The sequence below is a fragment of the Streptomyces sp. NBC_00885 genome (assembly GCF_045207475.1).
Taxonomy (GTDB): Bacteria; Actinomycetota; Actinomycetes; order Streptomycetales; family Streptomycetaceae; genus Streptomyces.
Map to the genome: position 1 here is coordinate 4,090,264 of NZ_CP108796.1, position 14,332 is coordinate 4,104,595.

At 69.1% G+C, this 14,332-nt stretch carries 15 protein-coding genes; 7 read left to right on the forward strand and 8 right to left on the reverse strand.

What is annotated here, in order from left to right; genetic code table 11:
• Window positions 1–51: 51 nt before the first annotated feature.
• The 4 genes from OHA61_RS18495 to OHA61_RS18510 form a co-directional block, all read right to left on the reverse strand.
• Window positions 52–501 (reverse strand): DNA-binding protein, encoded by a 450-nt coding sequence (locus tag OHA61_RS18495; protein ID WP_406303956.1) that lies wholly within the window; start codon window positions 499–501, stop codon window positions 52–54.
• Window positions 495–740 (reverse strand): hypothetical protein, encoded by a 246-nt coding sequence (locus tag OHA61_RS18500; protein ID WP_406303957.1) that lies wholly within the window; start codon window positions 738–740, stop codon window positions 495–497. Before OHA61_RS18500 ends, OHA61_RS18495 begins: the two co-directional genes overlap by 7 nt.
• An 80-nt stretch (window positions 741–820) precedes the next feature.
• Entirely contained in the window at window positions 821–1,810 is a 990-nt protein-coding gene (locus OHA61_RS18505; RefSeq protein ID WP_406303958.1) for a pirin family protein, read from the reverse strand.
• A 112-nt stretch (window positions 1,811–1,922) separates the two neighbouring features.
• A complete protein-coding gene (locus OHA61_RS18510) occupies window positions 1,923–2,372 on the reverse strand; it encodes an SseB family protein (protein ID WP_142214650.1) in 450 nt (149 codons plus the stop codon).
• A gap of 124 nt (window positions 2,373–2,496) precedes the next feature.
• On the opposite strand from OHA61_RS18510, the gene OHA61_RS18515 reads away from it, so the two are divergent.
• From OHA61_RS18515 to OHA61_RS18525, 3 genes are all read left to right on the forward strand, one after another.
• Window positions 2,497–4,323, forward strand: coding sequence for an acyl-CoA dehydrogenase (locus OHA61_RS18515; RefSeq protein ID WP_361902262.1), 1,827 nt, complete (start codon window positions 2,497–2,499; stop codon window positions 4,321–4,323).
• Between the two features lie 144 nt (window positions 4,324–4,467).
• Window positions 4,468–5,760, forward strand: coding sequence for a M18 family aminopeptidase (locus tag OHA61_RS18520; RefSeq protein WP_406303959.1), 1,293 nt, complete (start codon window positions 4,468–4,470; stop codon window positions 5,758–5,760).
• A gap of 68 nt (window positions 5,761–5,828) precedes the next feature.
• Window positions 5,829–6,206 (forward strand): hypothetical protein, encoded by a 378-nt coding sequence (locus OHA61_RS18525; protein WP_406303960.1) that lies wholly within the window; start codon window positions 5,829–5,831, stop codon window positions 6,204–6,206.
• A gap of 3 nt (window positions 6,207–6,209) precedes the next feature.
• Here OHA61_RS18525 and OHA61_RS18530 read toward each other — a convergent pair whose 3' ends face one another.
• Window positions 6,210–8,033, reverse strand: coding sequence for an NHL domain-containing thioredoxin family protein (locus OHA61_RS18530; RefSeq protein WP_406303961.1), 1,824 nt, complete (start codon window positions 8,031–8,033; stop codon window positions 6,210–6,212).
• Between the two features lie 41 nt (window positions 8,034–8,074).
• On the opposite strand from OHA61_RS18530, the gene OHA61_RS18535 reads away from it, so the two are divergent.
• Complete coding sequence (locus tag OHA61_RS18535) at window positions 8,075–8,575, forward strand: LURP-one-related/scramblase family protein (protein WP_406303962.1); 501 nt, start codon at window positions 8,075–8,077, stop codon at window positions 8,573–8,575.
• A gap of 153 nt (window positions 8,576–8,728) precedes the next feature.
• Entirely contained in the window at window positions 8,729–9,301 is a 573-nt protein-coding gene (locus OHA61_RS18540) for a dihydrofolate reductase family protein (protein ID WP_361902247.1), read from the forward strand.
• A 61-nt stretch (window positions 9,302–9,362) separates the two neighbouring features.
• On the opposite strand, the gene OHA61_RS18545 is transcribed toward OHA61_RS18540, so the two are convergent.
• Entirely contained in the window at window positions 9,363–10,157 is a 795-nt protein-coding gene (locus OHA61_RS18545) for a carbon-nitrogen family hydrolase (protein ID WP_406303963.1), read from the reverse strand.
• Window positions 10,158–10,320: 163 nt separating this feature from the next.
• Here OHA61_RS18545 and OHA61_RS18550 point away from each other — a divergent pair, with 163 nt between their 5' ends.
• The gene (locus tag OHA61_RS18550) at window positions 10,321–11,145 is read left to right on the forward strand and encodes a maleylpyruvate isomerase family mycothiol-dependent enzyme (protein ID WP_324991183.1); all 825 of its coding nucleotides are present in this window, start codon (window positions 10,321–10,323) and stop codon (window positions 11,143–11,145) included.
• 75 nt (window positions 11,146–11,220) lie between these two features.
• On the opposite strand, the gene OHA61_RS18555 is transcribed toward OHA61_RS18550, so the two are convergent.
• Window positions 11,221–12,522 carry a nitrate/nitrite transporter gene (locus OHA61_RS18555; RefSeq protein WP_406303964.1) on the reverse strand — a complete coding sequence of 434 codons (1,302 nt, stop codon included), beginning with the start codon at window positions 12,520–12,522 and terminating at the stop codon, window positions 11,221–11,223.
• Window positions 12,519–13,160: a GntR family transcriptional regulator gene (locus tag OHA61_RS18560; RefSeq protein WP_324991179.1), complete on the reverse strand. Its 642-nt coding sequence runs from the start codon at window positions 13,158–13,160 to the stop codon at window positions 12,519–12,521. The genes OHA61_RS18555 and OHA61_RS18560 overlap by 4 nt, the downstream gene beginning before the upstream one ends.
• Window positions 13,161–13,406: 246 nt before the next feature.
• On the opposite strand from OHA61_RS18560, the gene OHA61_RS18565 reads away from it, so the two are divergent.
• On the forward strand, window positions 13,407–14,330 hold the full coding sequence (locus OHA61_RS18565; RefSeq protein ID WP_324991220.1) for a serine hydrolase: 924 nt from the start codon (window positions 13,407–13,409) through the stop codon (window positions 14,328–14,330).
• The last annotated feature ends 2 nt before the right edge of the window (window positions 14,331–14,332 follow it).

A 14,332-nucleotide genomic window follows, 5' to 3' on the forward strand; every position in this document is an offset into this window, starting at 1 on the left:
TTAGCAAGCGACCGGTCCGCGGCCCCGGTGGGCGAACGGCGCCTCAGCGGATCACACGCTGATGACCTTCACCACAGGGGAACCCGGCAGAGTCTCGGCCGCCTGGCAGAGCTTCGGAATGTGCGACGCATCAGAACTGACAAGCCGCACCGGGGGTGCGGAGAGGGCTGCCGTGGCGACAACCAGGGCGTCGACAAGGCGCTCGTGCCCATCCAGACCGGATGCGTCGAGCAGTTTCGCGGCTGCCCTTATGACGTCATCCGTCACTGGCTTCACATCAAGGCGGGACAGCAGGAACGCAAGCCGCTTGGCCGCGTCTCCGGTACGCCGCACTTCCAGGGGCGTCACGGCGGAGAGTGCGACGCGGCGGCCGTTCTGTTCGGCGACCTCGATCCGGGCACGCATTCCCTCGTCGCCGTCGACATGGAGCGAGAGGCCCTGAGCGTCCAGGAACAGGGTTCCGCCGCTCTGCACCTTGACCTTGAGGCGCTTGCTCACCATTCCTGTTCCGCCTGGTGCCGCGCCTCGTCGGACACAGGTCCGAACTCACGCCGGTCGGCCGCGATCACTTCGCTGAGCTTGTCCATGGCAAGCCAGTGCTCCAGCGCCTCGGCGACGACGGCCGAGAACCCGCGCTTGCCGATGCGCTCCTCCACCTCCTTGACCAGCGAGTTGGCCAGCGACACGGACCGCTTTGCGGCCCGCTCCGGTACATGCGGCGATGCCTGGCTCGAGCTCATGAACCAAACGTAACACCAGCGGTAGGAAATTTCACGGCCGAGGGACGGGTCCGCCGACCGGCGGACCCCGCCCTGGACCGTCAGCCCTGGGTCTCTCCCACGCCCGGCTCGCCCAGTCCGTGCACGGCCGGGATCGTGCCGAGGCGTCCGGCCTGGAAGTCCTCGACCGCCTGCCTCAGCTCCGCCTGGCTGTTCATCACGAACGGTCCGTAGTGCGCCATCGGCTCCCGGATCGGACGACCGCCGAGCAGCACGATCTCCAGGTCACCGGTGTGCGAGCCGTTCTGGGTGTCGTCCGCCCACACCGTGAGCGAGTCGCCGTCGCCGAACACCGCGGTCTGCCCCATCCGTATGGGCCGCCGCTCGGTGCCGACCGCGCCGCGCCCGGCCAGGACGTACGCGAGGCCGTTGAAGTCCTTGCGCCACGGCAGGTCGACCCGGGCGCCGGGCCGCAGAGTCGCATGGATCATCGTGATCGGCGTGTGCGTGATGCCTGGGCCCTCGTGACCGTTCAGCTCACCGGCGATGACCCGCAGCAGCGCGCCGCCGTCGGGCGAGGTGAGCAGCTGCACCTGGCCGCCGCGGATGTCCTGGTAGCGGGGGTCCATCATCTTGTCGCTGGCCGGGAGGTTCACCCACAGCTGGAGCCCGTGGAAGAGCCCGCCCGACATGACCAGCGACTCCGGCGGCGCCTCTATGTGCAGCAGGCCGGAGCCCGCCGTCATCCACTGGGTGTCGCCGTTGCGGATGGTCCCGCCGCCGCCGTTGCTGTCCTGGTGCACGAACGTTCCGTCAATCAGGTACGTGACGGTCTCGAAGCCGCGGTGCGGGTGCCAGGGCGTGCCCTTGGGCTCGCCCGGCGCATAGTCCACCTCGCCCATCTGGTCCATCATGATGAACGGGTCGAGGTACTGGTAGTTGATCCCCGCGAACGCACGCCGCACCGGGAAGCCCTCTCCCTCGAACCCGCTGGGCGCCGTGGAAACGGCGAGCACGGGGCGCGAGCGAGCATCGGCGCGCGCGGCTACGCGCGGCAGGGTGAGCGGGTTCTCGACAGTCACTGCAGGCATGACGTGGCCTCCTTGTGCGTCCAGTTTAGTTGAAGACTGAACTTCTTGCCACCTGGAACGCGAGACGCCCGGGAGGAATTCCCCCCGGGCGCCCTACAGGCAGGCCTGCCGCTCAGCCATACATCCGCCGCATCGCGAAGTCGACCATCTGCTCCACGGCCTTCGCGTCGAAGACCATGCGATGGTCGCCCTCCATGTCCAGAACGAAGCCGTACCCGGTAGGCAGCAGGTCGATCACCTCCGCGCCCGTGATCACGAAGTACTTGGACTCCTTGCCCGCGTACCGGCGCAGCTCCTTGAGCGACGTGAACATCGGGATGACCGGCTGCTGGGTGTTGTGCAGCGCCAGGAACCCGGGATTGTCACCGCGCGGGCAGTACACCTTCGAGGTCGCGAAGATCTGCTGGAAGTCCTCCGCGGACAGCGACGCCGTGGTGAAGGCCCGCACCGCGTCGGCGAGCGAAGGGGGCGACGGCTCGGGGTAGAGCGGCTGCTCCCCGTAGGAGGGCTGCTGCGGTACGTACTGCTGCTGAGCGCCCGGGGTCTGGTCGTAGCCGTACATGCACGCAAGAGTACTGAGTCACAGTTGCCCCGTTAGGGTTGCGTCTTATTACCGACGGGTAGCATCATCGTAGTTACCAACTGGTACGTGGATGAGAAACATCGATCCTTACGGAGCCGTCGCCATGGGGCACTACAAGTCGAATCTCCGCGACATCGAGTTCAACCTCTTCGAGGTCCTCGGGCGCGACAAGCTGTACGGCACCGGCCCGTTCGCGGAGATGGACGTCGACACTGCCAAGAGCATCCTCGAAGAGATCGCGCGTCTCGCCGAGAACGAGCTCGCCGAATCCTTCGCGGACGCCGACCGCAACCCCCCTGTTTTCGACCCCGAGACCAACACCGCGCCCGTCCCGGCGTCCTTCAAGAAGAGCTACCAGGCCTTCATGGACTCCGAGTACTGGCGCCTGGGCCTGCCCGAGGAGATCGGCGGCACCACCTCGCCCCGCTCCCTGATCTGGTCGTACGCGGAGCTGCTCCTCGGCTCGAACCCGGCCATCTGGATGTACTCCTCGGGCCCCGCCTTCGCGGGCATCCTCTTCGAGGAGGGCAACGAGGCGCAGAAGAAGGTCGCCCAGATAGCCGTCGAGAAGCGCTGGGGCTCCACCATGGTGCTCACCGAGCCGGACGCCGGCTCGGACGTCGGCGCCGGCCGCACCAAGGCCATCCAGCAGGAGGACGGCTCCTGGCACATCGAGGGCGTGAAGCGCTTCATCACCTCCGGTGAGCACGACATGGAGGAGAACATCCTTCACTACGTGCTGGCCCGCCCCGAGGGCCACGGCCCGGGCACCAAGGGCCTGTCGCTCTTCCTCGTGCCGAAGTTCCACTTCGACTGGGAGACCGGCGAGCTGGGCGAGCGCAACGGTGTGTACGCCACGAACGTCGAGCACAAGATGGGCCTCAAGGCCTCCAACACCTGCGAGATGACGTTCGGCGACCAGCACCCGGCCAAGGGCTGGCTGATCGGCGACAAGCACGACGGCATCCGTCAGATGTTCATGATCATCGAGTTCGCCCGGATGATGGTCGGCACGAAGGCCATCGCGACCCTGTCCACCGGCTACCTGAACGCGCTGGAGTACGCCAAGGAGCGCGTCCAGGGCCAGGACCTGGTGAACTTCGCGGACAAGAGCGCGCCCAAGGTCACCATCACGCACCACCCGGACGTGCGCCGCGCGCTGATGACGCAGAAGGCGTACGCCGAAGGCATGCGCGCCCTGGTCCTCTACACCGCGTCCGTCCAGGACGAGATCGCCCTCAAGGAAGCCGCGGGCGAGGACGCCAAGGCGCTCGTCGCGCTGAACGACCTGCTGCTGCCGATCGTGAAGGGCTACGGCTCGGAGAAGTCCTACGAGCAGCTGGCCCAGTCGCTGCAGACCTTCGGCGGCTCCGGCTATCTGCAGGAGTACCCGGTCGAGCAGTACATCCGGGACGCCAAGATCGACACCCTCTACGAGGGCACCACGGCCATCCAGGGCCAGGACTACTTCTTCCGGAAGATCGTCCGCGACCAGGGCCAGGCGCTGAACACCCTCTCCGAGGAGATCAAGAAGTTCCTCGCTGTCGGCACCGGCGGCGATGAGCTGGCCCCGGCCCGCGACGCGCTCGCCAAGGCCGCGGTGGACCTGGAGGCGATCGTCGGCACGATGACGAACGACCTCATCGCCACCGGCGAGGACGTCAAGAACATCTACAAGGTGGGCCTGAACACCACCCGCCTGCTGATGGCCTCGGGCGACGTGGTCGTCGGCTACCTGCTGCTGCGCGGCGCGGCGGTTGCGGCGGAGAAGCTCCAGACGGCCTCCGCCAAGGACGTGCCCTTCTACCAGGGCAAGATCGCGGCCGCGAAGTTCTTCGCCGCCAACGTCCTGCCGGGCGTCTCGGCCGAGCGCGCGCTCGCGGAGACGGTCGACAACTCGCTGATGGACCTGGACGAGGCGGCCTTCTAGTCGCGCCGGACCGTCTTTGATGTGGCCCGCCCCAGTTCCGGGGGCGGGCCACACTCATGGCCGGGCCCCGGGACCGGCGCGCCGCCGGCCCGGGCGCCCCCGATCGGCAGACGGGCGAGGCGTATCCCTCGTTAAGGTGACCCCATGAGCGCGAGAACCGCCCGCTTCGACCGCGGCCACACCGACGACCTGATGTCCTTCCTGGCGGCGAGCCCGTCGCCGTACCACGCTGTCGCCAATGCGGCCGCGCGGCTGGAGAAGGCCGGATTCCGGCAGGTGCTGGAGACGGATGCCTGGGACGGTACGCACGGCGGCAAGTACGTGCTGCGCGGCGGCGCGATCATCGCCTGGTACGTGCCCGAGGGCGCCGAGCCGCACACCCCGTTCCGGATCGTCGGCGCCCACACCGACTCGCCCAATCTGCGGGTCAAGCCGCTGCCGGACACCGGCGCGTACGGCTGGCGGCAGATCGCCGTCGAGGTGTACGGCGGGACGCTGCTCAACACCTGGCTGGACCGGGACCTCGGTCTCGCCGGCCGGCTCACCCTTCGCGACGGCAGCCACCGCCTGGTCAACATCGACCGCGCGCTGCTGCGCGTACCGCAGCTCGCCATCCATCTGGACCGCTCGGCCAACGACGGGCTGAAGCTGGACCGGCAGAAGCACCTTCAGCCGATCTGGGGTCTGGGCGAGGTCGAGGAAGGCGATCTGATCCGGTTCCTGGAGCACGAGTCGGGCCTCGCCGACGGCGATGTCACCGGCTGGGACCTGATGGTGCACTCCATCGAGCCGCCGTCCTATCTGGGCCGTGACCGGGAACTGGTCGCCGGGCCCCGGATGGACAACCTGCTCTCGGTGCACGCGGGCACGGCCGCGCTCGCCGCCGTCGCCGAGTCGGGTCAGCTGCCCTGCATCCCCGTCCTCGCCGCCTTCGACCACGAGGAGAACGGCTCACAGGCCGACACCGGCGCCGACGGTCCGCTGCTCGGCAATGTGCTGGAGCGTTCGGTGTTCGCGCGCGGCGGTGCGTACGAGGACAGGGCGCGCGCCTTCGCGGGCACGGTGTGCCTGTCGTCCGACACGGGCCACGCCGTCCACCCCAACTACGCCGAACGGCACGATCCGACGCACCACCCGCGGGCCAACGGCGGCCCGATCCTCAAGGTGAACGTCAACCAGCGGTACGCCACCGACGGCAGCGGCCGCGCGGTGTTCGCCGAGGCCTGCGAGCGGGCCGGGGTGCCGTGGCAGACGTTCGTGTCGAACAACGCGATGCCGTGCGGCACGACCATCGGCCCGATCACCGCGGCCCGGCACGGCATCCAGACCGTCGACATCGGCGTGGCGATCCTGTCGATGCACAGCGCGCGTGAACTGTGCGGCGCACAGGACCCCTATCTGCTGGCGAACGCACTCACCGCGTTCCTGGAGGCCTGAAGTCCCCTGACCGGGGGGCCAGTTGACTGTTCGCGAAACATCTGCGAAAGCAGCCGTACGCAACGGTGATGACCATGGTTCTCCAAGGTCATCACAAGGTGGTCTCCCACCCGGTCGGCCCCTCGCGCCGCACCCTGTTCCTCGCACTCGCCTCGGCGGTCGCGGTCCTTTTCGCAGGGTGCTGGTTCGTCATCCAGCGGCACAACGAGCGGCCGCCGTGGGCCGAGGACATCGCGTACGAATCGGGTTACGTCCAGGGCCGACGGATCCGGATGTACGACCCGAACGGCCAGGAGGTGAAGAAGCTCCTGGCCGGCGGGTGCGCAGAGATCCGGTCCGCCGGCTGGGGCGGGCGCAAGGCGACGTACGACCCCGGCCTGTGGGTCGACGGCTGCCTGGACGGCGCGGCGGGCCGCCCGCCCCTGCGACAGGGGCTCTTCTACTAGTCGCTACTCCTGGTCCATCCCGGCCAGTACGAGCGGCAGCCGCGTGACCCCGTCCGCGCTCACCCGGACCGGAACACCCCAGTCCTGCTGGTGCACATGGCAGGCCGGGTACTCGTTGGACGGGTCATCGTCGCAGGACGCCGCCATCGCCGACACATGCAGCACGCCCTCGGCGACCGCCGGATCGATCTCCAGATCGCGCGCCAGGTCCGTGCCCGCGCCCTCACCGGAGATCAGCAGCTCCGGCGGGGTCGAGGAAACGAGCAGGCGGGTCGACGGCCCGTACCGGGTGTCCAGCTTCTGGCCGGCCGGGGCCTGGAAGACCACGTCCAACCGCAGCTTGCCCGCGGCGACTTCGGTCGCGGCACGCTGGGTGCGGTGGGCGACGGCATCCACGCGTACCGCCTCGTCCGGCAGGCGCAGCCGGGTCAGCCGGTGCCGCGCGGACTCCACGACGACGATGTCCTCGCCCACCAGCACGGCGTCGCTCGGCTCCCGCAGATCGGTGGCCAGGGTGGTCACCTCGCCGCTGTGCCCCTCTTGAACGGGAGGTGTGTAGCGGCGCAGCGCGTGGTTGTACGTGTCGCTGACGGCCACCGAACCGTCGGGCAGCGCGGTCACGCCCAACGGATGCTGGAGCAGGGCCTGTCCGGCCGCACCGTCGCGGTGACCGAAGTCGAAGAGTCCGGTGCCGACGGCGGTGTGCACGGCGCCCTCGCGGTCGACGTACCGCAGCGCGCTCGTCTCCGAGTCGGCGACCCACAGCCGCTCCTCGGTCGCCGCGAGCCCGGACGGCTGGGCGAACCACGCCTCGGCGACCGGGCCGTCGACCAGGCCCTCGTTGGTGGTGCCCGCGGCGACGCGGACCGTGCCGTGCTCGGGGTCGTACGCCCACAGCTGGTGGACGCCGGCCATGGCGATCCACACCTCGCCCTGCCACCAGGCCACGTCCCACGGCGAGGAGAGGTCCACATCGCGGGCCGGGCCGTTCGTCGGCGAGCCCTGCCACCACTGCCTGCCGGTCCCGGCGACGGTGGTGGTCTCTGCGCTCTCCAGGTCGAGTACGCGCAGGGCGTGGTTGACCGTGTCGGCGACGACGACGCGCGCCCCGGGCAGCAAGGCGAGCCCCTGGGGTTCACTGAACCGCGCCCGCTCGGGGCCGCCGTCGACGAGCCCGCGCTCACCGTCGCCGTACCGCTGGAGGACCGTCTCGGCGTCGGCCGCCAGCCGCACCAGCTGATGGCGGGTGGTGTCGGAGACCAGAAAACCGCCGTCTGGCAGCACGAGCGCCTTGCCGGGGAAGCGCAGATGCGTGGCGACCGGCTCGGGCGCGACATACGGCCCGTCACCGCGCCGCAGCGTGCCCTTGGCGGCGTGCTCGGCCTCCAGCTCCTCGACGAGCTTCTCGATGGCGTGCGCATGCCCCTCGCCCGCGTGCTGGGCGACGACATATCCCTCGGGGTCGATGACGACGAGGGTGGGCCAGGCCCGTACCGCGTACTGCTTCCAGGTGGCGAGCTCGGGGTCGTCGAGCACGGGGTGATGCACCTGATAGCGCTCGACAGCGTCCACGACGGCCTGGTGCTCGGCCTCGTGCACGAACTTCGGCGAGTGGACCCCGATGATCACCACGGTGTCGCGGTGCTTCTCCTCGAGCTCGCGCAGCTCGTCCAGGACATGCAGACAGTTAATGCAGCAAAATGTCCAAAAATCGAGGATAACGATGCGTCCTCGCAGGTCGGCGAGGGTGTACTGGGTGTCGCCCGTATTGAGCCAGCCGCCCCTGCCGATGAGCTCGGGGGCCCGAACGCGTGCACGTGTAGCCATACCCCCATCCAACCGCACGAGACCGGGTACGCATTCCAGCCATGAAATACCTCGTACGCGACAAGATCTTCGCGATCGGTGACGACTACTGGATCGAGGACGAGCAGGGGCGCCGAGCCTTCCTCGTCGACGGCAAGGCGCTGCGGCTGCGCGACACGCTGGAGCTCAAGGACCCGAGCGGGCATGTGCTCATCACGCTGCGCAAGAAGCTGCTGAGCCTGCGGGACACGATGAAGGTCGAACGGGGCGACGCACCGCTCGCCACGATCCGCAAGAAACGGCTCTCGCTGCTGCGCAACCACTACCGGGTGACGCTCGTCGAGGGCACGGAACTGGATGTCAGCGGCCGGATCCTGCACCGGGAGTTCGTGATCGAGTACGACGGCGATCTGCTGGCGCACATCTCTAAGCAGTGGTTCCGGGTGCGGGAGACGTACGCGGTCAATGTCGTCCGGGAGGACGCGGATCCGGCGCTGATGATCGCGGTGGCAGTGTGCGTGATCCGCATGGCGGAGAGGGAGCGGGACGGCGACGACGACTAGCTAGGCCACGGAAGCGGCAAACGCGGCGGGCGATGAGTTTCTCCATGATCGGCAGTCAGAGATCATGACTGGTGCACCGCAGCCACGAGCGTAGGCGAAGCGTCACCGGCCGAACCCGCTGAGAACCAGACACGAGATTCCGAGGAACCTTTGATGCGTACCCTGATCAGCACCGCCTTCATCTCCCTCGACGGCGTCGTGGAGGCCCCTGGCGGCGAGCCCGGTTACCGGAACTCCGGGTGGACCTTCAAGGACATCGAGTTCCTCCCCGAGGCATTCGAGATCAAGGGGCGGGAGCAGAAGGAAGCCACCGCCATGCTGATGGGCCGGACCAGCTACGAGGCGTTCAGCCCGGTGTGGCCCGGCATGGAGGACTTCGCCGACTACAAGGTGATGCCGAAGTACGTCGTCTCCACCACCCTCACCGAGGACAACCTGGTGTCGAACTGGGGCGAGACGACGATCCTGCGCTCCCTCGACGAGGTCGCCGCCCTGAAGGAGACCGAGGGCGGGCCGATCATCGTCCACGGCAGCGCCTCCCTGAACCAGGCGCTCTCGGACGCCGGCCTGATCGACCGTTACCACCTGATCGTCTTCCCGCTGCTGCTCGGTGCGGGCAAGCGGCTCTTCAGCGCCACGGACAAGGACACGCAGAAGCTGAAGCTGGTCGAGCACGAGGTCTACGCCAACGGCCTGCAGAAGAACGTCTTCGACGTCGTCCGCTGACAAGGTTCGGGCACTCGCCCTGCCGTCGCGTCCCGGGGCTCGGGCCCCGGACCGCGGCAGGTTATGCGCGCGGCGCGTCCAGGCCCAGCCGGCGGTCCTTCAGCGCCGGGAACTGCTCGCGCGTCGTCGTCACCTTCTCCCCGGACAGCTCCACCTTCAGGACCTCCTCGCCCGGCCCCGCCTCCGCCAGGACCTCGCCCCACGGGTCGACCACAATGCTGTGGCCCGCCTGCTCGACCCCCGCGTGGGTCCCCGCGGTGCCGCAGGCCAGGACGTAGGCCTGGTTCTCGACCGCGCGGGCGCGGGCCAGCAGGGTCCAGTGTTCGCGGCGGCGGGCGGGCCAGCCGGCCGGGATGACGAAGGCCTGGGCGCCGGCGTCCACGAGGCCGCGGAAGAGTTCGGGGAAGCGCAGGTCGTAGCAGGTCGCCAGGCCGGCGGTGAGGCCGGGCAGCGGGACGGTGACGAGTTCGTCGCCCGCGCCCATCATCACCGCCTCCCCCTTGTCGAAGCCGAAGCGGTGGATCTTGCGGTAGGTGCCGACCAGTTCACCGGCGGGGGAGAGGACGAGGGAGGTGTTGTAGAGGGTGCCGTCCGCGGCCTTCTCGACGACGGAGCCCGCGTGCAGCCACACGCCCGCGTCGCTCGCCGCCTTCGCCATCACCTCGTACGTCGGCCCGGTGACCGTCTCCGCCTCCTCGGCGAAGGATTCGTAGGCGAAGGCGCCGACGGGCCACAGTTCCGGAAGGATCACCAGATCGGCGTCCTGCTGTTCGCGTACCAGCGAAGCGGCCCGCGCCCTACGAGAATTGACTGTTTCGTCCGGGTCTACTGCGATCTGGATGAGAGAGGCGCGCACACTACCACCGTCCTGGCATTCGAGCCGTCAACGCGGGCCTACGATCGTCACACGAAAGCACTGCCGGGGTGCCGTCCGGCAGCGTAACTTAACTGCCGAGCCTCCCACGCAGCCCAGCAGTCAGCAGCCCAGCCCGCGTACCGCAGAACCGCCGAGGGGTCCCGTGACCGTCCATCCCAGCCTCCAGACCTACGCCGACGCCTGGACCCACTCCATCGAATCGATAGCAGAGCTGGTGCAGCCGCTCGTGGAAGGCGAGTGGAACCGGCCGACGCCGTGTCCCGCCTGGTCGGTCCGCGATGTCGTGTCGCACGTCATCGGCATGGAGTGCGAGATGCTCGGCGATCCCCGGCCGATCCATACGCTGCCGCGCGATCTCTACCATGTGCAGAGCGAGTTCGCCCGCTACATGGAGATGCAGGTCGATGTGCGCCGGCACCACACGGCGCCGGAGATGACCTCGGAGCTGGAGTACACGATCATCCGGCGGGCCCGTCAGCTGCGCAACGAGAGCCGCGCCCCCGACACCATGGTCCGTGCCCCGCTCGGCGCCGAGCAGACCCTTGAACTCGCCCTGCGGATGCGCGCGTTCGACACGTGGGTGCACGAGCAGGATCTGCGGGTGGCGCTCGGCAGGCCGGGCAACCTCGACTCCCCCGGCGCGTACGTCGCGCGGGACTGTCTGCTCGAAGCCCTGCCGAAGGTCGTCGCCAAGGACGCGGGCGCGCCCGCGAATTCGGCGGTCGTCTTCGATGTGCACGGTCCGGTGGAGTTCCTGCGGACGGTCCGGGTGGACGCGGACGGCCGCGGCACGGTCGACGGCGCGCCCTCGCTCGGGCCCGTCGTGACCCTCGCCATGGACTGGGAGACCTACGTCCGCCTGGCGTGCGGGCGGGTGCGGGCGGCAGCGGTGCAGGACCGGGTCAAGGTCGACGGGGACGCGGAGCTGGGCGCGGCGATCCTGCGGGAGTTCGCGGTCACGCCGTAGCCGAGGAGCCGGGCGCGCGCGGCACCCGCCACGCGCGCGCTGCAGGTTCACGCCGGCCCCGGAGAGTCCGCGCCGTCACGCCGGTACGTGCACGGCCTCCACCCGGCTCGCCACCAGCCGCTCCCGCTCCCGCCGCACAGTGCGCGCCCGCAGGCGCAGGATCTGCCCGATCCCGACGGCCTCCAGCACGAACACCGACGAGAACGCGATCCGGTAGTTGTCGCCGGTCGCGTCCAGCAGCACCCCGACCGCGAGCAGTGTCGTCATGGAGGCCACGAAGCCGCCCATGTTGACGATGCCGGACGCCGTCCCCTGCCGCTCCGGGGGATTGGCGGGGCGCGCGAAGTCGAAGCCGATCATGGACGCGGGCCCGCATGCCCCCAGCACCGTGCAGAGGGTGATCAGCAGCCACATCGGGGCAGGATCGCCGGGGTACACGATGGTGGTGGCCCACACGAGTGCGGTCGCCCCAACCGTGCCGAGAGCAAGCGGGACCCGGGCCGCATGGTGGCGCGCGATGATCTGCCCGTACACCAGGCCCACCACCATGTTGGAGAGCACCACCAGGGTCAGCAGTTCGCCCGCCGTCTCCCGGGACAGGCCCTGTGCCTCGATGAGGAAGGGCATCCCCCACAGCAGCAGGAATACCATCGCGGGGAACTGGGTGGTGAAGTGCACCCACAGGCCGAGCCTGGTGCCGGGCTCCCGCCACGACTGGGCGATCTGCTTGCGTACGAAGGCAGATCCGGCGTGCCGGGCGGGCGGCGGCTCATGGCCCTCGGGGTGGTCCTTGAGGAAGAGCACGAGAGGTACGAGCACGACCAGTCCGGCCGCCGCGCTGCCCGCGAAGGTGGCGGTCCAGCCCAGGCCGTGGAGCAACCGGGCGACGACGATGGTCGAGACGAGGTTGCCCGCCATGCCGAAGAGCGCGGCGACCTGCGCGATGAGCGGTCCGCGCCGCGCCGGGAACCAGCGGGTGCCGAGCCGCAGCACGCTGATGAAGGTCATCGCGTCGCCGCAGCCGAGGAGGGCACGGGAGGCGAGGGCCGTCCCGTAGGAGGGGGAGAACGCGAAGCCCAGCTGCCCGGCCGTGAACAGCACCACGCCGATGGTGAGGACCTTCTTGGTGCCGAGGCGGTCGACCAGCAGGCCGACGGGTATCTGCATCCCCGCGTACACGAGCAGCTGGAGGATGGAGAAGGTGGACAGCGCGGAGGCGTTGACGTCGAAGCGGTCGGCTGCGTCGAGGCCGGCGACGCCCAGGGACGTACGGAAGATGACGGCGACGAAGTAGACGGCGACGCCGATGCCCCAGACCGCGGCGGCCCGCCGACCGCCGGGTGGATCCCCCGGCAGGGCGACGGCACTGGCGCTCACCGGACCTCGCCCCGCGCCAGGTTGCTGAACCAGCCGACGTGCCGGTGGACGAGGGCGGCCGCCGCGTCCGGGTCCGAGGCGCGCAGTGCCTCAAGGATCTCGCTGTGCTCGGCGACGTTCTTGGCGATCCGGTCGGGGTGGGAGTGCATGACGGCGACGCCCATCCTCAGCTGCCGGTCGCGGAGTTGGTCGTAGAGGCGGGAGAGGATCGCGTTGCCCCCGCTTCGGACGATCTCGGCGTGGAAGCAGCGGTCGGTGACGGCGACGGCGGCCAGGTCGCCCTCCTCGCCCTGTCGCTTCTGCTGTTCGAGGAGCTCTTCGAGGCGGGCGATCAGCTGCGGTGAGGCCGGTACGGCCTTGCGGGCGGCGTGCTCCTCGACCAGCATCCGGGTCTCGACCACATCGGCGATCTCCTGTGCGGAGACGGCGAGGACCAGGGCGCCCTTCTTCGGGTAGAGCTTGATCAGCCCTTCGACCTCCAGCTTGAGGAGCGCTTCGCGGACGGGGGTGCGCGATACGCCGACGGCGTCGGCCAGTTCGCCCTCGGTGAGAAGCGTTCCGCCCTCGTAGCGGCGGTCGAGGACGGCTTGCTTGATGTGGGTGTAGACGCGTTCTGCGGCAGGGGCGGCGGCGGGCATGCGCACAGCTTAGATACAACACAGGTGCATCAGGAAGCCTCGTCCACGATGCAGGACGGGCAAGGGGTTTGGGCGCCGGAAAAGAAGTACGCAACTTCCGTACATCCATTCCCTCCGCTCGCGAGTCTCACGTCGGGACCCTGTTTTCCCTGGGCCCCCATTGACTTTGAAAGTCACGGGACTTAACGGACTTTCGACGCAAACGCGACTATCGGAGCGTTCCCTTTGATACTCAAAAGCAAGGGCCTGCGCAGAGCCGCCGGCGCCGCCCTCGCCGGCGGCCTGCTGCTGGCGGCCTCGCCCCTCGCCACGACCGCACAGGCAGCGGTGCCGATCCCGACGATCAGCGCCAAGGGCGGCTTCCTGCTCGACCAGGCGGACGGCAAGCCGATCTACGGCAAGGCCAACAACACCCGCCGCCAGATGGCGAGCACGACGAAGCTTGTGACGGCCATCACGGTCCTCACCCAGCCCGGCGTGGACCTCAACAGGAAGCTCACCGTCAAGCAGGCGTACCGGGACTATGTCGTCCGGCAGGGCGCGAGCACCGCAGACCTGCGCACCGGTGACAAGCTGACCGTCCGCCAGCTGCTGTCCGCGATGATGCTGCCGTCCGGCTGCGACGCCGCGTACGCCCTCGCCGACGCCTACGGCACCGGGACGACGACCGCCGCGCGCACGTCTTCGTTCATCGGCAAGATGAACGCCAAGGCCAAGCAGCTCGGCCTGGTGAACACGCACTTCGACTCGTTCGACGGCATCTCCGCGGCGGGCGCCAACTACACCACCCCCTGGGACCTGGCGAAGTTCGCCCGCCACGCGATGAGTAGCGCGACCTTCCGCGATGTCGTCAAGGCCACGTCGTACAAGACCGTCGCGACGACGAGCACCGGCGCCACCCGCACGTACACCTGGTACAACACCAACGCGCTCCTCGGCTCGTACAGCGGGGCCATCGGCGTGAAGACCGGCACCGGCACGGCTGCCGGCCCCTGCCTCGTCTTCGCCGCCACCCGCGGCACGAAGACGTACGTCGGCGTCGTCCTCGCCAGCTCCAGCGTCACCGAGCGCACCAAGGACGCGGCGAAGCTGCTGGACTTCGGTTTCGGCTCCACCACCGCCCAGACGATGACGGTTCGGACGCTGCCGGCCGGCACTCAGCGCGACTGACG